Source organism: Myroides sp. LoEW2-1 (genome assembly GCF_009767705.1).
Lineage (GTDB): Bacteria > Bacteroidota > Bacteroidia > Flavobacteriales > Flavobacteriaceae > Flavobacterium > Flavobacterium album_A.
The window spans coordinates 40,707-63,527 of sequence record NZ_WSPP01000273.1 but is presented as its reverse complement, the minus strand read 5'-3'; the positions used below and the strand labels follow the sequence as shown (position 1 = coordinate 63,527).

Sequence of the window (22,821 nt, the reverse complement as noted above, 5' to 3'; positions counted from 1 at the left end):
CATGAGAGTACATAATTTCTTGTTTGCTCATCTCTTTATTATTTCAAGCAAACTTACTTCTTTACATTATATTATGAAATATGCACTTGCTCGGGCGGATACATAACAAGTAAAAAAATACCACCACATCTGAAGGGATGGGTGGTATTTAAATTTTAGGCTTCTTCTGTCGAAGCTTGTGCTTTTATGTTCGTTTCAAATTCTTCTAAGGATAACGCATTCTCTATTGTATAGTCACCTATTTTAGTTCTGCGTAGTGAAGTTAAGTGACCTCCAGATTTTAGGGCTAATCCTATGTCATAAGCTAATGATCGAATATAGGTTCCCTTGGAACAAGTTACTTTAAAATCGATGTTAGGTAGGGATACCTGAGTAAACTCACACCCATATATTGTAATAGGCCTTGTATTGATTTCTACTTCTTCTCCTTTTCGAGCGTGTTCATACAATCGTTTACCGTCTTTTTTGATTGCAGAGAAGATTGGAGGACGTTGCTCTAAATTACCTATAAATTGTAATCTTACTTCTTCCAATAGATTTTCAGTGATATGTTCTATAGGATAAGTCTGATCAATTTCTGTTTCCAAATCATAGGATGGTGTGGTCGCTCCAACTTGGATAGTACCTGTGTATTCTTTGATTTGTCCTTGTAACTCACTGATTTGTTTTGTGGATTTACCTGTGCAGATGATTAGAAGTCCAGAGGCTAATGGATCTAAAGTTCCAGCGTGTCCTACTTTAATCTTTTTTAGTCCAAGCTCTTTTTTTAAGAGCCATTTTATTTTGTTGACTGCTTGAAATGACGACCAATGAAGAGGTTTGTCTATCAAGAGAATCTGACCTTGTTGAAAGGCCTCAGCCGAATAGTTTATCATAATTATTTAAAGTATCCAAAGTATAATAATAATATAGCTCCCGCTATAATTCTATAGTATCCCCAAGGTTTGAAACCGTATTTTTTTATTATTCCAATAAAGAATTTAATAGCTATAATAGATACAAAAAAAGCTATTACATTACCTATTAAAAAAAGTTTCATGTTGTCTGGATTTTCTAAAAGGATTTCGTATCCGATTTTCCCAGATTCATATTTCTTCAGTACAATAGAATAAACTGTTACAGCAGCCATCGTTGGAACGGCAAGAAAAAATGAAAATTCAGCTGCTACTTGACGAGATAGTCCTTGTTGCATTCCACCAATGATTGAGGCAGCTGATCGGCTGGTTCCAGGCATCATCGCAAGACATTGCCAAAAACCGATTGTTATAGCTTGTTTTACTGTAATATCTTCTTCCTTTAGCGTTTTTGGATTTTTGAAGTATTTATCAATAAAAATCAATACTACTCCACCGACAATTAACATGATGGCAATGTATATTGTAGCACCTAACACTTTGTCAATTGCTTCGTCGAATAGCTTTCCTAAGATTAAAGCGGGAATTACAGCCAATACTAATTTTTTGTAAAAATTCAACTTTGTAAAGTCAAAGAACTTTCTCCAATATAAGGCTACTACTGCTAATATGGCACCAAACTGGATAGCAGTTTGAAATAGTTTTACAAAATCATCTTCTTGTATTCCGTAATAAGAGCTTACAAATATCATGTGAGCTGTTGAAGAAACTGGTAAATATTCGGTTAGTCCTTCTACGATTGCAAGAAGGATAGCTTGTATTAAATCCATTAATTATGTTATTTGTTTATTTATTAGCGTTTAAAAATAGAGTATATCGCTACTCCTATTCCAACGAAAAATACGGTAGGAGCTAAGTGTATTCTTCGAAAACTATAGATAGCTTCGTTGAATTGATTAGGATCATCATTTGTAGCTCCAGCCATTAGAATAAAACTGAGCGCGATAATAGCTAAGCTTATTAGCATATAGACATAATTGCTTTTCGCAAATAAAAACTTTTTGTTTGAAGGACTATCTTTTGTGTTCATATATTATTGCTTAATATAGTTCATCTGATTTTAAATTTAAATAACGCTGAGTTGCAAAGAAAGTACTGATACTTGTAATAATCAATCCAAGTAAAAGTAAACCAAGCGAAACTACTACTAAAGGTAAATAGTTTTTAGTAGGATCAATGCCTACATCTGGAAATTTTGAATCGGCATAGAAAGTCAGAGCAGTAATTGCTATGATTGCAATGACACTACCGATAATTCCCAATCGGATACTGTGAAATATAAAGGGTCTTCTGATGAAGCTTTTTGTTGCACCTACCATTTGCATTGTTTTAATCGTAAAGCGACTTGAAAAGATTAATAAGCGCAATGAACTGTTGATTAACAGCATTGATATCAAGGTAAGCACTGCAGTGATAACAAGTACCCATTTGGTAATGCGGTCCAAATTGTCATTTACCATATCTACCAATTGTTTGTCATAAGCAATTTCTTTTACTCCCTTACTCTGCATTAGTTCTTTTTCGATTTTGGCAATACTATCATTAATGACATATTCTCCTTTTAGATGTAGGTCAAAAGAATCTTGCAATGGATTAAAACCAAGAAATTCGATAAAGTTTTCACCAAGTTCTTCCTGATGTTGTTTCGCTGCATCTGCTTTGGAAACAAATACAAAGTCTTTGACATAAGGTGCTTTACTCAGTTTCTTACTGAAGGTATCGGTGTTATATTCATTTGCGTCTTTGTGGAAAAAGACAGTCATCGGTATTGTCTCTCTAAAATTATCAGAGATTTTTCGCGAGTTTATTACAAACAAACTCAGTGTTCCTAATAAGAATAGGACAAGGGCAATGCTGAATATAACTGAAAAATAAGACGAAATAAGTTTCCTCTTTTGGTATTTTTCATAATGGTTAGTCATAATCTTTTCTTTAAGGGGGTAAAAATAACAAACAAAAACGTTTTTATTAGATAATAACGATTAAAGTTTTCTAATTGTTATAAATATAGTTTATTTTTGCCTAATATGTGCTTGATTATGTCGATTGTTGGACTAAGCACCATTGTAAAACTTACTTATTAACTGAATAGTATGAAGTATAATCCGAACGAAATTGAAGCTAAATGGCAAAAATTTTGGAAAGAGAACCAAACATTTAAAACCGATAATAAATCGGATAAACCCAAGTATTACGTATTAGATATGTTTCCTTACCCTTCTGGGGCTGGATTACACGTAGGGCATCCCCTGGGATATATTGCATCTGATATTTTTGCGCGTTACAAACGCCAAAGAGGGTTTAATGTCCTCCACCCACAGGGATATGATAGTTTTGGTTTACCTGCAGAGCAATATGCTATTCAGACAGGGCAACACCCTTCAATTACTACAGAAGAGAATATTTCAAGATATAGAGAGCAATTAGATCGCATTGGTTTTTCTTTTGACTGGAGTCGTGAAGTTCGCACTTCTAATCCTGACTTTTATAAACATACACAATGGATTTTTGTGCAACTTTTTAATTCGTGGTATAACTGTGAATCAAATAAAGCGGAGTCAATAGATACTTTAATCGCTATGTTTGAGAAAGAGGGGAATAAGACTGTTAAAGCAGTTTGCGATGATCATATTCCGTTTTTTACTGCAGCAGAATGGAGTTCTTTTTCAAGTGAAGAACAAGAGGCAATGTTGCTAAAATATAGAATGACTTATCTTGCTGAGACAGAAGTAAACTGGTGTCCAGCTTTAGGTACAGTTTTGGCTAATGACGAGATTAAAGATGGTCTTTCTGAAAGAGGAGGGCATCCGGTTGTTCGCAAGAAAATGAAGCAGTGGAGTATGCGTATTTCTGCTTATGCAGAGCGTTTATTAGAGGGGCTTGATCAGATTGATTGGACAGAAAGCTTAAAAGAAAGTCAAAGAAATTGGATTGGTAAGTCTGTTGGTGCATCAGTTACTTTTAATGTTAAAGATGCAGATCACACTATTGAAGTTTTTACTACTCGTCCTGATACAATTTTTGGTGTTAGTTTTATGACATTAGCTCCAGAACATGATTTGGTTCTGAAAATTACGACCCCAGAGCAAAAAGCTGCTGTTGAGGCGTATATTGAAGCTACTTCGAAGCGAAGTGAACGCGATCGTATGGCGGATGTTAAGACGATTTCGGGAGTGTTTACTGGGGCTTATGCTCAGCATCCTTTTACGAAAGAACCAATCGAAATATGGATTGGGGATTATGTGTTAGCAGGATATGGAACAGGTGCTGTAATGGCTGTTCCCGCTGGAGACACTCGTGATTATGCATTTGCAAAACACTTTGGAATAGAGATTAAGAATATTTTTGATAAAGATATCAGTGAAGAAGCGTTTGCTGAGAAGGATGGTTTCGTATTAGAAAATTCAGATTTTTTAAATGGATTAGACTATAAAGCTGCTACTGCTAAAGTAATTGAGCGTTTAGAAGCTTTAGGTCAGGGATACGGAAAAACGAATTATAGATTGAGAGATGCTGTCTTTTCTCGTCAAAGATATTGGGGAGAACCATTTCCTGTTTATTATGTAAATGGACTACCGAAGATGATCGATAGCAAATATTTTCCAATTGTCTTGCCTGAGGTAGAGAAGTATTTGCCGACAGAAGATGGGCAACCGCCTTTGGGGAATGCATCTGTTTGGGCTTGGGATACTGTTAATAATGTGATTGTTGACAATAGCTTGATTGACGAAAAAACTGTTTTTGCTTTAGAGTTAAACACTATGCCTGGATGGGCTGGTTCTTCTTGGTATTGGATGCGTTATATGGATCCGACAAATGAAGAAGTTTTTGCATCAAAAGAGGCATTGGATTATTGGCAAAATGTCGATTTATATATAGGAGGAAGTGAACATGCAACGGGACACTTGTTATACAGTCGTTTTTGGAATAAGTTTTTGAAAGACTTGAATTATGCTCCTACAGAAGAACCTTTTCAAAAATTGATTAATCAAGGTATGATTTTGGGAACATCTGCCTTTGTTTACCGCATTGAGGGAACAAATACATTTGTTTCTAAGGATATGATTCAAGGTGAGAAAGTACAAAAGTTGTATGCATACGTAGGCTTAGTTAATGCTTCGTCCGAATTGGATACGGAGGCTTTTAAAGCTTGGAGACCTGATTATGCTAATGCTGAGTTTGTGTTGAATGGCAATGGTAAGTATATTGTTGGGCATGAGGTTGAGAAAATGTCTAAATCCTATTTCAACGTTGTGAATCCGGATGATATTTGTGAAGAATATGGAGCTGATACTCTGCGTTTGTATGAGATGTTTTTAGGACCATTGGAGCAAGCGAAGCCTTGGAATACTGCTGGTATTTCTGGAGTGGCTGGATTCTTGAAAAAACTGTGGAGATTGTATGCGGATGACAATGGTGTTGTTATTACAGATCAAGAGCCTACAGCGGAAATGTATAAATCTCTTCACAAGACGATAAAGAAAGTTATTGAGGATATTGAGAATTTCTCTTTCAATACTTCGGTGTCTCAATTTATGATTTGCGTAAATGAATTATCTCAACAGAAGTGTCATCATAGAGCGATTTTAGAGCCTTTGGCAATTGTGATTTCTCCTTATGCACCTCATATTGCTGAGGAGTTATGGTCAATGTTAGGAAATAGCACTTCAGTTGCTTTAGCTGATTTTCCAGAGTTTAAGCAAGAGTATTTAGTAGAAAGTTCTAAAGAGTATCCTGTTTCTTTTAATGGTAAGATGAGATTTAAAATTGAGTTGCCATTAGATCTGAATGAAGATCAAATCAAGGAAATTGTGATGTCTGATGAACGTACTCAAGCTCAACTTCAAGGTAGAGAGCCTAAAAAAGTAATTATAGTCCCTGGAAAGATTATCAATCTTGTTGGGTAATGATAAAATAAAAAACGAGCATTTTTAAATGCTCGTTTTTTTTTATCTTCCTGGTCTAATAAGCAAAGTGTTTGGAAAACTTTTCTTGACAATTTTTAGATTTCTTTCAGCTTCAATTCTCGTTTTAAAATTACCTGCCATTACTTTATAAGAAGGAGTGCTATAAGTGATAGTAGCATCGATCTCTGGATGCAAACTTCTAAAGGAAGCAAGTGCTTGTTTAGCCTCAGAACCTTTGCCATAAAATATTTGCAATCTGAACTTGTCATTGGTAGAAATGTTATTGTTGTGTTTTTTCTTGTATTCCACTAACTCTGTGACTTTAGTGGGTTCGTTTACTACAACATTTTTGTTTTGAGCACCAATTTCAGAAATGCTTAAAACTGTAATACCAATTGCAAAAAAAACTCTTAAAATTCTCATAATGAAATGTATTTGGTACAAAAATACAATTAATCTGCAAAAGTTGTTTGATATACTCTATTTAGAACGCGTATAAATTATGTTTAAAGGGCTGTAAAGGTTTTTAGAGTAATTCATAAATTGTATTTTTGTCGGAGTTTGTAAATAAGGTGTATAAGATAGCGGTCTAATTGGCTGTTAAAAAAGACCAAATTTAGTTGAAAATCATTTTATAACTATGAAAAAAGTGGGTAACCATAATTCGTTTTCAAAGATTTTATTCTTTTGTTTAGCGTTAATGCTATCGTTTACGACAATTTCATTTGCTCAGGATGCAGCAAAAGGTAAGGAATTGTTCAATTCTAAGTGTGCTGCATGTCACAAGTTAGATGCAAAATCTACTGGACCAGCTCTTCGTGGAGTAGTGGAACGTCACGACGGAGATGTAGAGTGGCTACATAAATGGATTAAAAGTAGTTCGTCTTTGATTAAATCAGGGGACGCTACAGCTGTTAAATTATTTGAGGAGTGGAATAGCGTGCCTATGAATGACTTCCCTGAGTTATCAGATGAAGACATTGATAATATTCTTGCCTATACTTCAGAGGAAAAGGCAGCGGCTCCAGTAGTAACAGATAGCGGAGCTTCATCACAAGGTGGGGCGAGTAAAGCTGATGCTGTTTCTAATATTGTAGTATTAGGAGCGCTTGTTGTTGTTTTATTGATGTTAGTAACAATGCTTTTCTCTGTACGTAAGGTACTTAAGAAAGTAATTGAAACTAATGGATTTGAGCATGAAATTATACAACGCACTTCTATATGGAAAGCATTTGTAAAAAATCAATTTTTAGTAATCGTTTCAGTTATTGTAATGGTTTTAGTTGGTTCTTATTTTGCTTTTGGATATATGATGCAAATTGGTGTTGATAAAGGGTATGAACCTGTTCAGCCAATTCACTTCTCTCACAAAATACACGCAGGAGATAATGGTATTGATTGTAAATACTGTCACTCAGCTGCGCGTTCAAGTAAGACTTCAGGTATTCCTTCATTGAATGTTTGTATGAACTGTCATAAGAATATTTCTGAGTTTACAGGTGAAGCTGGAAAAGACTATGGAAAATACACTCCAGAGTTTTATACAGGAGAGATTCAAAAATTATATGACGCTGTAGGATGGGATGCTGATGCTCAAAAATACACTGGAAAAGAGAAGCCAGTTAAATGGGTACGTATTCACAACCTTCCTGACTTTGCTTATTACAATCACTCTCAACACGTAAATGTTGCTGGATTAGAGTGTCAAACTTGTCACGGTCCAGTTGAAGAAATGGAAATCATGAGACAACACTCTCCATTAACTATGGGATGGTGTATTGATTGTCATAGAAAAACAGATGTTAAGTTAGAGAATAATGAGTATTACGCTAAAATTCACAAAGAGTTAGCAGGTAAGTACAACAAAGAGAAGTTGACTGTTGCTGATATGGGTGGATTAGAATGTGGTAAATGTCACTATTAATTATTAATAAAGAATAAAGAAGCTAATATATATATACAATGGCATCAAACAAAAAATACTGGAAAAGTGTTGAAGAGCTGAACGAAAATAGTTCTATTGTTGAGACGCTAAGAGATAATGAGTTTGTTGAGGAGATTCCTACAGATGAATTCCTTGGTGATAAAGACAAATTGTCTTCGTCTTCTACAACTCGTCGAGACTTTTTGAAATATGTAGGTTTCTCTACTGCGGCTGCTACTTTAGCTGCTTGTGAAGGGCCTGTAGTAAAATCTATTCCGTACGTTGTACAGCCGGATGAGATTGTTCCTGGTGTGGCTGATTACTATGCTACTACGGTTGCTGATGGATTTGATTTCGTGAACGTTTTAGTTAAAACTCGTGAAGGTCGTCCAATCAAGATTGATAACAATAAATTAGCTGGTGCATATTCAGGAGCTAATGCTCGTGTGAATGCATCTGTATTAACGATGTATGATAGTTTACGTCTTAAACAACCTAAAGTGTCTGGAAAAGATACTACTTGGGATGATGTAGATGTAAAAGTTAAAGCTAGTTTAGAAGATGCTAAATCAAAAGGAGGGAATATTGTGTTGTTGACTAATACAATGGCAAGTCCTTCTACTGATAAATTAATAGGAGAGTTTGTTGCGGCTTATCCAACTGCTAAGCATGTTGTATACGATGCAGTATCTTCATCTTCTGCTTTAGACGCTTACGAGAAAGCTTATGGAACGAGAGGGTTAGCTGATTATGACTTTAGTCAAGCTGATGTGATTGTTTCGGTAGATGCTGATTTCTTAGGTGACTGGCAAGGTGGAGGGTATGATTCTGCTTATGCGCAAAAACGTATTCCAAAGAGAAATACAGATGAGAGAAAAGTAATGTCTAAGCACATTCAACTTGAATCTAATATGTCTTTAAGTGGAGCTAACGCTGACGTTAGACTTCCTTTAAACTCTGCAGACTTAAAGGCTGCTTTGGTTAAAATTTACAATATAGTAGTAGGTGCTAATGTAAGTACTAACGGTACTGCTTATGATGAAGCTATTAAGAAAGCTGCTCAACAATTGAAAGCTGCTGGAAGTAATGGTGTTCTTGTAAGTGGAATCGACGATGTAAATGCACAACTACTTGTGTTTGCTATTAATGAAGCTTTAGGATCTAAGGCTTTCTTACCAGAGCAAACTAAATTTGTTAGACAAGGTAATGACGCAGCAGTAGCTCAGTTGATAAAAGACATGACTGCTGGTAAAGTTCATACTTTAATTATGTCTAACGTTAACCCTGTTTATTCTTTAGCTAATGGAGAGGCATTTGCTGAGGCTTTGAAAAATGTTGATTTGTCTGTAGATTTCTCTATGAAAGAAGACGAAACTGCATTAGTTTCAACTATTGCTGCAGCTGCTCCACATTACTTAGAGTCTTGGGGTGATGTTGTGATCAAAAAAGGTCACTACTCAGTTACTCAGCCAACTATCCGTCCTTTATTCGATACTCGTCAATTCCAAGACGCATTATTGTTGTGGACAAATAATAATACTCCTTATTACGATTACGTAAAATCTGTTGGACAAGCTACTATTTCAAACAAAACTTGGAATAAAATTGTTCACGATGGATTTGCTACTTTCGGAGATTTAAACAAAGTATCTGCTAACGCTGACTTTACTTCTGCTGCTAATGCAGTTGCTAAAGCTAAGAAAGAAGGTGACTTTGAATTAGTATTCTATACTAAAACAGGTATGGGAGATGGGCAACAAGCAAATAACCCTTGGTTACAAGAGTTCCCAGATCCAATTAGCCGTGCTTCTTGGGATAACTATGCAACTGTAGCTCGTGTAGATGCAGAAGCGTTAGGAATCGTGAATAAACATGTTGCTAATGGTGGTTTAGATGGTAGCTATATTACGTTAACTGTAAATGGTGTTACATTAGAAAACGTACCTGCATTAATTCAACCTGGTCAAGCTCCTGGAACTATTGGTCTTGCTTTCGGATATGGAAGAAAAGAGGCTCTTAAGAAAGATATGCAAGTTGGGGTGAATGCATACAAATTGTATTTCAATGCTAATAAAGTACAGACAGTAAGCGTAGCTAAAGGTAATGGAATGCATGAATTTGCTTGTGTTCAGTTACACAATACTTTAATGAGTAGAAATGACATCATTAAAGAAACTACTGCTGATGTTTTCAATGCAAATACAGAAGAGTGGAATGTATTCCCAATGGTAAGCTACGATCACCAAAATGTGAAAGCGCGTACTATTGATATTTGGGAATCGTTTGACCGTACAGTAGGACATCATTTTAATTTATCTATTGACTTAAACGCTTGTACAGGATGTGGGGCTTGTGTTATTGCATGTCACGCAGAGAATAACGTACCAGTAGTAGGTAAATCTGAAGTTAGAAGAAGTAGAGATATGCACTGGTTGCGTATTGATAGATACTATTCATCAGAAGATACATTTGATGGAGATGTTCAAAAGAAAAAAGATGCTAAAGGATTAAGTGAGTATCGCAGTGCTTTCTATGATTTAGAAAATCCAGCAGATAACCCACAAGTAGCATTCCAACCTGTGATGTGTCAACACTGTAATCACGCTCCATGTGAGACTGTGTGTCCAGTAGCAGCAACATCTCATGGTCGTCAAGGACAAAACCACATGGCTTATAACCGTTGTGTAGGTACAAGATATTGTGCAAACAACTGTCCTTATAAAGTAAGACGTTTCAACTGGTTCTTATATTCTCAGAATAATGAGTTTGATTTCAATATGAATGACGATTTAGGTCGTATGGTATTGAATCCAGACGTAGTAGTTCGTTCAAGAGGGGTAATGGAGAAATGTTCATTGTGTATTCAAATGACTCAAGCTACAATCTTAAAAGCTAAGAACGAAGGTAGAGCAGTACGTCCAAATGAATTTGAGACTGCATGTTCGGCTGCTTGTTCAAGCGGAGCTATGGTATTTGGAGATGTCAATGATAAGGATTCTGATATTGTAGAATTAGTAGAATCAGATCGTTCATACCACTTATTAGAGCACATTGGTACGAAACCAAATGTTGTGTATCACGTGAAAGTTAGAAACGTGTAATTAACTTGAATTATTAATTAAAGAAACATATAAAGGATTATGTCGTCACATTACGAAGCACCCATTAGAAAACCTTTAGTTATTGGTGAGAAAACTTATCATGATATAACTGTGGATGTGGCTAGACCTGTAGAAGGGAGAGCTAATAAACTATGGTGGAGAGTATTCACTATCGCTTTGTTAGCGTTTCTATGGGGAGTAGGATCAATGGCTTATACAATAGGTACAGGTATTGGTACTTGGGGATTAAATAAAACAGTTGGATGGGCTTGGGATATTACCAATTTCGTTTGGTGGGTAGGTATCGGTCACGCTGGTACCCTTATTTCAGCCGTATTATTATTATTTAGACAAAAATGGAGAATGGCAATTAACCGTTCTGCAGAGGCAATGACAATTTTCTCTGTAGTTCAGGCTGGTCTTTTCCCTATTATTCACATGGGACGTCCTTGGTTAGGATACTGGGTTTTACCTTTACCAAACCAGTTCGGATCATTATGGGTTAACTTTAACTCGCCATTATTATGGGACGTATTTGCGATCTCTACGTATTTATCAGTATCATTAGTTTTCTGGTGGACTGGTTTACTACCTGACTTTGCAATGTTACGTGATAGAGCTATAACGCCATTTACAAAAAGAGTATATTCAATTTTATCATTTGGTTGGTCAGGTCGTGCAAAAGACTGGCAGCGTTTTGAGGAAGTATCATTAGTTTTAGCTGGTTTAGCTACTCCTCTTGTACTTTCTGTACACACGATTGTATCTTTTGACTTTGCTACTTCAGTTATTCCTGGATGGCATACGACTATTCTACCTCCATACTTCGTTGCTGGTGCAATTTTCTCTGGATTCGCGATGGTTACTACCTTGTTGATCATTATGAGAAAAGTATCTAACTTAGAAGCGTATATTACAATTCAACATATAGAGTTGATGAACATTATTGTAATGATCACAGGATCTATTGTAGGGGTTGCTTATATCACTGAGTTATGGGTAGCATGGTATTCTGGAGTAGAATATGAGCAATACGCATTCTTAAACCGTGCAACAGGACCTTACTGGTGGTCATATTTCTTAATGATGACTTGTAACGTTGTTTCACCACAGGTAATGTGGTTTAAGAAAATTAGAACTAACATTATGGCTTCGTTTATTATCTCTTTAGTTGTAAACGTTGGGATGTGGTTTGAGCGTTTCGTAATTATCGTTACTTCATTACACAGAGATTATTTACCTTCATCTTGGACAATGTTCCAGCCAACTTTTGTTGATGCAGGTATTTATATTGGAACTATTGGTTTCTTCTTTGTATTGTTCTTGTTGTATTCAAGAAGTTTCCCTGTAATTGCACAGGCAGAGGTGAAGACTATCTTGAAATCTTCAGGAGAGTACTACAAAAAGGAGAGAGACAGCAAAGAAAATCATCAATCTTTAAATCATTAATTCGCTATGAGTAATAAAGTAATTTACGCAATATACAATGATGATGATGTATTGTTAGATGCAGTAAAAGAAACAAAAGCAGCTGAACATCATATCGAAGAAATATACACTCCTTTCCCAGTGCATGGTCTTGACAAAGCAATGGGGTTAAAGCCAACGAGAATTGCTATTTGTGCTTTCTTGTACGGATTAGTTGGTTTAGCTTTCGGTACATTTATGATGTATTACATTATGATTATTGATTGGCCACAAGATATTGGAGGAAAACCGAGTATGAGTTTTATTCAAAATATGCCAGCTTTCGTTCCAATTATGTTTGAGATGACTGTATTATTTTCAGCTCACTTAATGGTACTTACTTTCTTTATGAGAAGTAAATTATGGCCTTTTAAAGAGGCTGAAAATCCAGATGTAAGAACAACGGATGATCACTTTTTAATGGAAGTTGCTTTAAAAGGAGATGAAGATTCTGCTATTGAGTTCTTCAAAAAAACTGGAGCAGTTGAAGTTAAAGTAATTGAAAAGTAATTGTAGAATGAATACGATATATAAAATAGTAGCTTTAGTAGGAGTATCAGTATTGACTACTTCTTGTTTTAATAAAGAGCGTCCTAATTATCAGTTTATGCCAAATATGTACGAATCAGTAGCATATGAGACATATTCAGAGGTACCTACTACGGTATTCAAAAATGGTAAAGAAGGACAATTACCTGCTGAAGGTTCAATCCCAAGAGGATATGAACCGGAAGCTTACCCAGATACACCAGAAGGGTTGAGTTTGGCAAAAGTTAATTTGAAGTCTCCTTTAGCGGAGGCTGATAAGAACTTAGAGAAAGGTAAAGAATTATATACAATTTACTGCTCTGTTTGTCATGGTGCAAAAGGAGATGGAAATGGTAATTTGGTGAAAAAGGAAAAATTCTTAGGAGTTCCGAACTACAAAGATCGTGAGCTTACAGAAGGAGGAATTTATCACGTAATTACTTATGGTTTGAATTCTATGGGATCTCACTCTAATCAATTATCTCAACAAGAGCGTTGGTTAGTTACAGATTACGTTTTAAAATTGAAATCAGAATAATAAATTGTAAAACTTATTTGAAAGTTTAGATATGTACACATTTTCAAAAAAATTGAAGACTTTTGCATTCGTGCTAATGCTTATTGGAGTAGCAGGGATTATATATGGCTTCATTAAAGCACCAAAAGATCTTGCTGAAGTAAAAGCGAATCTAATTGAGCAAGCTCACGACGGTCATGGTGAGCACCATGTATCTGCTGCTGATCACGCTGTGTCTGATGCACATTTTGATCATCATGCTGAGCACGTTTATGGTCAGCTTAAAAACAAACCTTGGACTGCATTATATGTAGGATGTATTTTCGTAATGCTTGTTTCTGTGGGTATCTTGGTTTTCCATGGAATTAATTACGCTGCATCTGCAGGATGGTCGCCAGTACTTTTTAGAGTGATGGAAGGACTGTCAGCTTATATTTTGCCTGGATCAATTATCTTTTTCATACTATTGTTACTTTCGGTTTACGGAATAGGTGGTAATCACTTATTTATTTGGGCTGATAAAGATGTAGTAGAAGCGGATGCTATTATCAAAGGTAAAGAAGGTTATTTAAATGCACCATTTTTTATTATTAGAGCGATAATCTTTTTAGGAGGTTGGAACTTATACCGCATTTATATGCGTAAGCAGTCTTTAGCTTTAGATGCATCAGGAGACTTAGTTTACCACAAAAAGATGTTTAAAGCGTCTGCTGGTTTCTTAGCTTTCTTTATTGTAACGGAATCTATGGCTTCATGGGATTGGATTATGTCTATTGATACTCACTGGTATAGTACTTTATTTGGATGGTATGTTTTTGCAAGTTTCTTTGTAACAGCAATTACAACTATCGCTTTTGTAACTTTATACCTTAAGAGTAAAGGATATATGGATTTTGTTAATACTAGCCATATCCACGATTTAGCTAAATTTATGTTTGGATTAAGTATTTTCTGGACTTATCTTTGGTTCTCTCAATTTATGTTACAATGGTACTCAAATATTCCAGAGGAGGTAACTTACTTCATCTTTAGAATACAAGAGTTTAACTTGCCATTCTTTGGTATGTTAGTATTGAATTTTGTATTGCCATTATTATTGTTAATCAATACAGATTTCAAACGTTTAACATGGATTGTGGTAATGGCAGGAGTATGTATTATTATTGGTCACTATATTGACTTCTATTTAATGATAGCTCCTGGTACAGTTGGAGGTTCTTGGTTTATTGGTGCAGCAGAAATTGGATCACTATTATTCTTCATTGGATTGTTTATCCTTGTTGGATTTAGTGAGATTGCTAAAGCTCCTTTATTAGCTAAGAATAATCCATTAATTGAAGAAAGTAAACATTTCCATTATTAATATTTAAAAATAAACAAATGACAAGTTTATTAATAATAGCTGTAATTGTATTGTTAGGGATTGCTATTTGGCAATTGACTAAGATATTCGATTTAACGCAAGTTGGATCTAAACCTAACGATATAAGTTCAGAAATCGCAAATGACAAGGATAATAACGTTAATGGTTATTTGACTTTCGCTTTCTTAGGATTTATTTACGTTTTTACTATCTTTTGCTTAGTAGAATATGGTAGTTTTCCTTTGATGAGCGATGCTGCATCAGAGCATGGAGAGAAGGTGGATTTCTTGATGTGGATTTCTATGGGACTTATTTTTGTCGTACAGATTTTTACTCAATTTTTACTTCACTACTTTGCATTTAAAGGTAGAGGTGTAAAAGGAAGAAAAGCACTTTACTTTTCAGATAATGATAAGTTAGAAGCAATATGGACTATCATCCCAGTAATTACTTTATCAGGGTTGATTTTGTACGGATTATTTGCTTGGAACGACATCATGTTCGTGGATGAAAAAGAAGACGTTTTAGTCGTAGAAGTTTACGCTAAGCAATTTGGTTGGGATGTTCGTTACTCTGGAACAGACAATACTTTAGGTAAAGCCAATGTTCGCTTTATTGAAGGTATCAACGTTGTTGGAGTAGATATGTCAGATCCAAATGCTGCAGATGATAAAATGGCAAAAGAATTACACTTGCCATTAGGAAAGAAAGTAGTTATGAAATTCCGTTCACAAGACGTTTTACACTCTGCTTATTTCCCTCACTTTAGAGCACAAATGAACTGTGTGCCAGGTATGGTTACTCAGTTTGCATTTACTCCTACTATCACTACAGAAGATATGAGATCGCGTGATGCTATGATAAAGAAAGTTAACAACATCAATAATATCAGAGCGGATAGAAGTCAAGAATTAATTGCAAACGGTCATGAGGCTTTGGATCCTTATACATTCGACTATTTGTTATTATGTAACAAAATCTGTGGAGCATCTCACTATAACATGCAAATGAAAGTTGTAGTTGAAACTCCTGAAGAATTTGAATCTTGGTTAAGTGAACTTCCTACTTTAAAAGAGCAAGTTGCCGCTGAAAAGGGGACTAATGTGCCAGTAGTAGAAGAGAAGGTTGAAGAAGCATCTGAAGCTGTTGCTCAGTTGTAAGGTAAAACTCACGTATTAAAACTAATTTATACTATGTCAGCAGTAGGACACGAAATAAATCTTGATCACTCACACGATCATCACGATAAAGGAAACTTCTTTACTAAATATGTATTTAGTTTAGATCACAAGATGATTGCCAAACAATACCTGATTACAGGTATTGTTATGGGAATCATTGGTATTGCGATGTCACTTTTATTTAGAATGCAGATTGCATGGCCAGAAGAATCTTTTACATTATTCAAATGGTTATTAGGTGACAAAATGGCTCCTGATGGAGTTATGAAAAACGATGCATACTTAGCGCTTGTTACAATGCACGGTACTATTATGGTATTCTTCGTTTTAACTGCAGGTTTAAGTGGTACATTCTCAAACTTACTTATTCCATTGCAGATTGGAGCTAGAGATATGGCTTCAGGATTTTTAAATATGTTATCTTATTGGTTATTCTTCATTTCTGCAGTATTGATGGTTATATCTTTATTTGTAGAAGGAGGACCAGCATCTTCAGGATGGACAGTTTATCCTCCTTTAAGTGCTTTACCACAAGCTATTCCAGGTTCTGGAATGGGGATGACATTATGGTTAGTTTCTATGGCTATTTTTATTGCTTCTTCTTTAATGGGATCTTTAAATTATGTAGCTACAGTAATTAACTTAAGAACAAAAGGTATGAGTATGACAAGATTACCTTTGACTGTATGGGCATTATTTGTTACTGCAATTATTGGTATTGTATCTTTCCCTGTGTTATTATCAGCAGCATTATTGTTGTTATTCGATAGAAGTTTTGGTACTTCTTTCTTCTTATCAGACATTTATTTAGCTGGTGAGGTATTACATTACCAAGGTGGGTCTCCTGTATTATACGAACACTTGTTCTGGTTCTTAGGACACCCTGAAGTTTACATCGTTATTTTACCTGCAATGGGTATTACTTCTGAAGTAATTGCTTGTAATGCTCGTAAACCTATCTTCGGATACCGTGCGATGATTGCTTCTATTTTAGGTATTGCGTTTCTTTCTACGATTGTATGGGGACACCATATGTTCGTGTCGGGAATGAATCCTTTCTTAGGTTCTGTATTTACTTTTACAACCTTATTAATTGCAATTCCTTCTGCTGTAAAAGCATTTAACTATATTACGACAATTTGGAGTGGTAACATTCAAATGAACCCTTCTATGTTGTTCTGTATTGGTTTCGTTTCTACATTTATTACAGGAGGTTTAACAGGAATTATCTTAGGAGACTCTACATTAGATATCAACGTTCACGATACTTATTTCGTAATTGCTCACTTCCACTTAGTAATGGGTATTTCTGCTCTTTACGGAATGTTTGCAGGTATCTACCACTGGTTCCCTAAAATGTTCGGTAGAATGATGAATAAAAACCTTGGTTATATTCACTTCTGGGTTACAGCAGTATGTGCTTACGGAGTATTCTTCCCAATGCACTTTATCGGTTTAGCTGGTTTACCACGTCGTTATTATTCTAACACTGCGTTCCCATTGTTTGATGAGTTCTATGATGTTAACGTTTTAATTACGGTATTTGCATTAGTAGGTTCAGCTTTCCAATTGGTGTTTTTATGGAACTTCTTCGTTAGTATTTTCTACGGTAAGAAAGCAACTCAAAACCCATGGAGAGGTAATACACTTGAATGGACTACTCCAGTTGAACATATTCACGGAAACTGGCCAGGTGAGTTACCAGTAGTTTACAGATGGCCTTATGACTATAGTAAACCTGGATTACCAGAAGATTACGCTCCTCAAAACATGCCTTATATGGAAGGTGAGGAACAATTAAATCACTAATAGAATTTTTCTATATATGAAGAAAGGGTACCTGAATAGGTGCCCTTTCTTTTTTTATTGGGTAATCTACGTTGTTTCTCTTTTTGTAATTGTTATTTTTTTGAATGATTTTTTTTAAATTATCTTTGCTTTATGAATGCAAATTTAGATCCTACAAATAGGAATTATTCTTCTGATGAAAATGATATCGAAAGAAAGTTACGTCCACTTTCTTTTGATGATTTTGCTGGTCAAGAACAGGTTTTGGAGAATTTAAAGATCTTCGTGAAGGCAGCAAATCTTCGCGATGAGGCTTTAGATCACACTCTCTTTCATGGTCCTCCAGGATTGGGAAAAACTACATTAGCTAATATTTTGGCTAATGAACTTGATGTGGGTATTAAGATTACGTCTGGACCCGTTTTGGATAAACCTGGAGATTTAGCTGGGCTTCTAACTAATTTGGAAGAACGCGATGTACTATTTATCGATGAAATTCACCGTTTAAGTCCTATTGTGGAGGAATATCTGTATTCAGCTATGGAGGATTTCAAGATTGATATTATGATTGAATCTGGGCCAAATGCCCGTACGGTTCAAATTAATTTGAATCCTTTTACACTTGTAGGAGCTACAACTCGTTCGGGTCTGTTAACTTCTCCTATGCGTGCTCGATTTGGGATACAATGTAGGCTTCAGTATTATAACAAGGAATTGCTTTCCACTATTATTGTACGCAGTGCTGAAATTTTAGGAGTACCTATAGATTTAGAAGCAGCTATAGAAATTGCTGGACGCAGTCGAGGAACACCTCGTATCGCTAATGCCTTACTTCGCAGAGTTCGTGATTTTGCACAGATCAAGGGAAATGGTAGTATAGATTTAGCTATCGCTCAGTATGCCTTGAATGCTTTGAATGTAGATTCTTTTGGTTTAGATGAGATGGATAATAAAATCCTACTGACGATTATCGATAAATTCAAAGGAGGGCCTGTGGGCTTATCTACACTTGCAACTGCTGTATCAGAGAATGGAGAAACGATAGAGGAGGTTTATGAACCTTATTTGATTCAAGAAGGGTTTATAATTAGAACTCCTCGTGGTCGTGAAGCTACAGATAAAGCTTACGAACACTTGAATCGCACACGTCAATTTAAACAAGGTGGTTTATTTGAATAGGTACTATGATTGATAATAAGGCTAAGTATGCCAATTTGATTAAAACTGAAGCGTTAAGATTGGGTTTTTCTTCTTGTGGTATATCAAAAGCTGATTTTTTAGAGGAGGAGGCTCCACGACTTGAAAATTGGTTGAATCAGCAAATGCATGGTAGCATGTATTACATGGAGAATAACTTTGACAAGCGACTTGATCCAAGGTTGTTAGTTGAAGGTGCTAAGAGTGTAGTCTCTTTAACTCTTAATTACTATCCTGAAGAAAGACAAGCATCATCTACTTTTAAGATTTCAAAATATGCTTACGGAGAAGACTACCATTATGTAATAAAAGATAAGCTCAAAGAACTTCTATATTTCATTCAAACTGAGATTGGTGATGTAGGTGGTAGAGTTTTTGTCGATTCTGCGCCTGTGTTAGATAAAGCCTGGGCAGCCAAAAGTGGCTTAGGTTGGGTTGGTAAGAATAATAATTTGATTACTAAAAAGTCTGGTTCTTTTTTCTTTATTGCAGAATTGATTATTGATTTAGATTTAGAAGTAGACGGTATCACAACCGATCATTGTGGCCATTGTACTAAGTGTATAGACGCTTGTCCTACAGGGGCTATAGAAAGCGCTCATATTGTTAATGGAAGTAAGTGTATTTCGTATTTAACGATAGAGTTAAAAGATAGTATACCGGATGAATTTAGTGGTAAACTTGATAATTGGATGTTTGGATGTGATGTTTGTCAAGACGTTTGTCCTTGGAATCGGTTTGCTATACCTCATAAAGAGGAGCGTTTCATTGCTAATAGAAAGTTAATTAGCTATTCAAAACAAGAATGGAAAGAATTGACTGAGGAAACATTTAATGAAATATTTAAGAAATCTGCAATAAAAAGAACTAAATATGCTGGTTTGTTGCGAAATATTGATTTTTTAGGGGATTGATTTCCTTATATTTTAATTATACTACAAAAAGACTACCTTTGCTCAGAACCTAAAACGAAATTTATGAACAAAGATAGTTTACGTAGGGAAGCATTGAAGTATCACGCTGAGCCAGTGCCAGGAAAGATACAAGTTGTTCCTACCAAAAAATACTCTTCTCAAAGAGATTTATCTTTAGCTTACTCTCCTGGAGTAGCAGAACCATGTTTAGAAATTGCAAAAGATGTAAACAATGTTTACAAATATACAGCCAAAGGTAATTTGGTTGCTGTTATCTCAAACGGGACAGCAGTATTAGGCTTAGGTGACATTGGTCCAGAAGCATCTAAACCTGTAATGGAAGGTAAAGGTCTGTTATTCAAGATTTTTTCAGATATTGACGTGTTTGACATTGAAGTTGATACAACGGATGTTGAGAAATTTATCGAAACAGTAAAAAATATTGCACCAACTTTTGGAGGGATTAACCTTGAAGATATTAAGGCTCCTGAATCATTCGAAATTGAGAGACGATTGAAAGAGGAGTTGAATATTCCTGTTATGCACGATGATCAGCATGGTACAGCAATTATTTCAGCTGCTGCATTACTAAATGCTGTTGAGTTAGCAGGTAAAAAGATGGAAGATGTTACAATGGTTGTTTCGGGTGCTGGATCTGCAGCTATAGCTTGTGCAAAATTATATGTAGCATTTGGTGTTAAACAGGAGAATATCAAGATGTTTAACAGTAAAGGAGTATTGAAGAAAGACGATACACGAATTTCTGATTTACAGAGAGAGTTTGCTGTTGATACAGATATTTCTTTAGCAGATGCAATGAAGGGAACTGATGTATTCATCGGTTTATCAACAGCAGATGTTCTTAAGCCAGAGATGTTGTTGTCAATGTCTGAGAACCCTATTGTTTTTGCAATGGCTAATCCAAAACCAGAAATTGATTACAATTTAGCGGTTGATACACGCAAAGATGTCATCATGGCTACAGGAAGATCTGATTATCCTAATCAAGTTAATAACGTTTTAGGGTTCCCTTATATTTTTAGAGGAGCATTAGACGTTAGAGCCACTAAGATTAATGAGGAGATGAAGATGGCTGCTGTAGTAGCTTTAGCTAAACTTGCAAAAGAACCTGTTCCAGAGCAAGTAAATATAGCTTATGGAGAAACTAAACTAAGCTTTGGTCGTGAGTATATTATTCCTAAGCCTTTTGATCCACGTTTGATTTCAGTTGTGCCACCAGCAGTAGCTAAGGCAGCAATAGAAAGTGGCGTAGCTCCACAACAAGAAGTGGATTGGGAGAAGTATTGTCAAGAACTTCAAATGCGTATGGGGAACGATAATAAGTTAGTTCGAATGCTTATTAATCGTGCAAAAACGGAACCGAAAAGTGTTGTTTATGCTGAAGCTGATCACTTGGACGTGTTGAAGGCAGCTCAAATCGCTTATGAAGAAGGGATGACTAATCCAATTTTATTAGGAGATAAGGAAATCATTTTGGAGCTGAAGAAGGAGATAGAATTTCATGCTGACGTTGAGATTATTGATCCAAAATCGGATGATCAAAAAGACAGAAGATTACAGTTTGCTGAAGCTTATTGGGCGACAAGAAAAAGAAAGGGAATTACTCTTTATGACGCAGAGAAATTAATGCGTGAGAGAAATTACTTTGCTTCTATGATGGTTAATGAGGGAGAGGCTGATGCTATGTTAACTGGATATTCTCGAAGTTATCCATCTGTAGTGAAACCTATTCTAGAGTTAATCCCTAAAGCACAAGGCGTATCTAAAGTTGCAACAACAAATCTGATGTTGACTAAGAGAGGCCCTATGTTCTTGGCTGATACTGCTATTAATCCAAATCCTTCTGCAGCAGATATTGCAAAAATTGCTGTGATGACTGAAAAGACAGTGAGAATGTTTGGAATGGATCCTGTTATTGCAATGTTATCTTATGCTAACTTTGGTTCTGCAGAACAAGAATCTCCGAGTAAAATGAAGGAGGCTGTTGCCATGTTACATGAGCAATATCCAGATATGGTAGTAGATGGTGAAATACAGATTGACTTTGCTTTGAATGACGAGATGTTGAAAAAGAAGTTTCCTTTTTCAAAACTTGTTGATAAGAAAGTAAATACACTAATATTCCCTAATTTGGATTCAGCGAATATCACGTATAAAATGTTGAAAGAATTGAACAAAGCTACATCAATAGGACCAATAATTTTGGGATTAGATAAAGCTGTTCACGTTTTCCAACTTGGTGCAAGCGTTGATGAAATGGTGAACATGACTGCTGTGGCAGTTGTGGATGCGCAAGTAAGAGAAAATAGAAAAAAGAAATAATAAATTAATCTTCTGAATTTCTATCATTTTTTCTATTAGTAATTAGCTTATTTAATTACTATTTTTGAAGTTAAAATAACTAAGAAAAATGATAGCACATATTGAAGGAAGATTGGTTGAAAAAACACCTACAGAGGTAGTAATAGATTGCGGGGGAGTAGGATATTTAATCCATATTTCCCTGCAAACTTTTTCTCAGATAGGATCATCTGAAAAACTTCGTTTATATACCTTTCTACAAATTAAGGAAGATGCCCATACTTTATTCGGTTTTATCGATAAAATTGAACGCGAATTATTTAAGCTTTTGATTTCGGTATCTGGTATTGGTGGGAATACTGCAAGAAATATCTTATCTTCAATTTCTCCTAAAGAATTACTACAAGCGATAGCTTCAGGAGATTCTAAAACTATACAATCAGTAAAAGGTATTGGTACTAAAACAGCACAAAGAGTTATTTTAGATTTACAAGAGAAAGTTGTAAAACTATATAATATTGATGAAGTTTTGCCTATAATTAACAATACAAATGCAGATGAAGCGTTATCTGCTTTAGAGGTATTAGGCTTTGTTCGCAAATCAGCAGAAAAAGTAGTAGACAAGATTGTAAAAGCCAATCCTGATGCTACAGTTGAAGTGATAATAAAACAAGCTTTAAAAAATTTATAGGTCTTGA

General features: G+C 35.4%; 18 protein-coding genes. 13 read left to right on the top strand and 5 right to left on the bottom strand.

The window, feature by feature from the left end; translation table 11 throughout:
- Positions 1-155: 155 nt before the first annotated feature.
- The 4 genes from truB to GOQ24_RS14270 are packed head-to-tail and all read right to left on the bottom strand — an operon-like array spanning position 156 to position 2,836.
- Positions 156-875: a tRNA pseudouridine(55) synthase TruB gene (gene truB / locus GOQ24_RS14285; protein WP_155090912.1), complete on the bottom strand. Its 720-nt coding sequence runs from the start codon at positions 873-875 to the stop codon at positions 156-158.
- A 2-nt stretch (positions 876-877) separates the two neighbouring features.
- Positions 878-1,684: an undecaprenyl-diphosphate phosphatase gene (locus GOQ24_RS14280; RefSeq protein WP_155090911.1), complete on the bottom strand. Its 807-nt coding sequence runs from the start codon at positions 1,682-1,684 to the stop codon at positions 878-880.
- A gap of 23 nt (positions 1,685-1,707) precedes the next feature.
- Entirely contained in the window at positions 1,708-1,944 is a 237-nt protein-coding gene (locus GOQ24_RS14275; RefSeq protein ID WP_155090910.1) for a DUF3098 domain-containing protein, read from the bottom strand.
- A 10-nt stretch (positions 1,945-1,954) separates the two neighbouring features.
- Positions 1,955-2,836, bottom strand: a complete 882-nt coding sequence (locus tag GOQ24_RS14270; RefSeq protein WP_155090909.1) for a cell division protein FtsX — start codon at positions 2,834-2,836, stop codon at positions 1,955-1,957.
- A gap of 171 nt (positions 2,837-3,007) precedes the next feature.
- Here GOQ24_RS14270 and leuS point away from each other — a divergent pair, with 171 nt between their 5' ends.
- Complete coding sequence (gene leuS, locus GOQ24_RS14265; RefSeq protein WP_155090908.1) at positions 3,008-5,821, top strand: leucine--tRNA ligase; 2,814 nt, start codon at positions 3,008-3,010, stop codon at positions 5,819-5,821.
- 42 nt (positions 5,822-5,863) lie between these two features.
- Here the strand turns inward: leuS and GOQ24_RS14260 are convergent, their stop codons facing one another.
- Complete coding sequence (locus tag GOQ24_RS14260) at positions 5,864-6,244, bottom strand: SPOR domain-containing protein (protein WP_155090907.1); 381 nt, start codon at positions 6,242-6,244, stop codon at positions 5,864-5,866.
- A 217-nt stretch (positions 6,245-6,461) separates the two neighbouring features.
- On the opposite strand from GOQ24_RS14260, the gene GOQ24_RS14255 reads away from it, so the two are divergent.
- The 12 genes from GOQ24_RS14255 (at position 6,462) to ruvA (ending at position 22,814) form a co-directional block, all read left to right on the top strand.
- Positions 6,462-7,745, top strand: coding sequence for a c-type cytochrome (locus GOQ24_RS14255; protein ID WP_155090906.1), 1,284 nt, complete (start codon positions 6,462-6,464; stop codon positions 7,743-7,745).
- Between the two features lie 38 nt (positions 7,746-7,783).
- Entirely contained in the window at positions 7,784-10,846 is a 3,063-nt protein-coding gene (locus GOQ24_RS14250; RefSeq protein ID WP_155090905.1) for a TAT-variant-translocated molybdopterin oxidoreductase, read from the top strand.
- Positions 10,847-10,885: 39 nt separating this feature from the next.
- Complete coding sequence (gene nrfD / locus GOQ24_RS14245) at positions 10,886-12,295, top strand: NrfD/PsrC family molybdoenzyme membrane anchor subunit (protein WP_155090904.1); 1,410 nt, start codon at positions 10,886-10,888, stop codon at positions 12,293-12,295.
- Positions 12,296-12,301: 6 nt separating this feature from the next.
- Positions 12,302-12,823 (top strand): DUF3341 domain-containing protein, encoded by a 522-nt coding sequence (locus GOQ24_RS14240; RefSeq protein WP_155090903.1) that lies wholly within the window; start codon positions 12,302-12,304, stop codon positions 12,821-12,823.
- A 7-nt stretch (positions 12,824-12,830) separates the two neighbouring features.
- Entirely contained in the window at positions 12,831-13,379 is a 549-nt protein-coding gene (locus tag GOQ24_RS14235) for a c-type cytochrome (RefSeq protein ID WP_155090902.1), read from the top strand.
- Positions 13,380-13,410: 31 nt separating this feature from the next.
- Positions 13,411-14,721: a quinol:cytochrome C oxidoreductase gene (locus GOQ24_RS14230; protein ID WP_155090901.1), complete on the top strand. Its 1,311-nt coding sequence runs from the start codon at positions 13,411-13,413 to the stop codon at positions 14,719-14,721.
- A 17-nt stretch (positions 14,722-14,738) separates the two neighbouring features.
- The gene (locus GOQ24_RS14225; RefSeq protein ID WP_155090900.1) at positions 14,739-15,881 is read left to right on the top strand and encodes a cytochrome c oxidase subunit II; all 1,143 of its coding nucleotides are present in this window, start codon (positions 14,739-14,741) and stop codon (positions 15,879-15,881) included.
- A 33-nt stretch (positions 15,882-15,914) separates the two neighbouring features.
- Complete coding sequence (locus GOQ24_RS14220) at positions 15,915-17,711, top strand: cbb3-type cytochrome c oxidase subunit I (protein ID WP_155090899.1); 1,797 nt, start codon at positions 15,915-15,917, stop codon at positions 17,709-17,711.
- Positions 17,712-17,843: 132 nt separating this feature from the next.
- Complete coding sequence (gene ruvB, locus GOQ24_RS14215) at positions 17,844-18,869, top strand: Holliday junction branch migration DNA helicase RuvB (protein ID WP_155090898.1); 1,026 nt, start codon at positions 17,844-17,846, stop codon at positions 18,867-18,869.
- Between the two features lie 5 nt (positions 18,870-18,874).
- A complete protein-coding gene (queG, locus tag GOQ24_RS14210; RefSeq protein ID WP_155090897.1) occupies positions 18,875-19,801 on the top strand; it encodes a tRNA epoxyqueuosine(34) reductase QueG in 927 nt (308 codons plus the stop codon).
- Between the two features lie 63 nt (positions 19,802-19,864).
- Positions 19,865-22,144 carry an NADP-dependent malic enzyme gene (locus GOQ24_RS14205; protein WP_155090896.1) on the top strand — a complete coding sequence of 760 codons (2,280 nt, stop codon included), beginning with the start codon at positions 19,865-19,867 and terminating at the stop codon, positions 22,142-22,144.
- A gap of 88 nt (positions 22,145-22,232) precedes the next feature.
- On the top strand, positions 22,233-22,814 hold the full coding sequence (ruvA, locus tag GOQ24_RS14200; RefSeq protein ID WP_155090895.1) for a Holliday junction branch migration protein RuvA: 582 nt from the start codon (positions 22,233-22,235) through the stop codon (positions 22,812-22,814).
- Positions 22,815-22,821 lie beyond the last annotated feature (7 nt).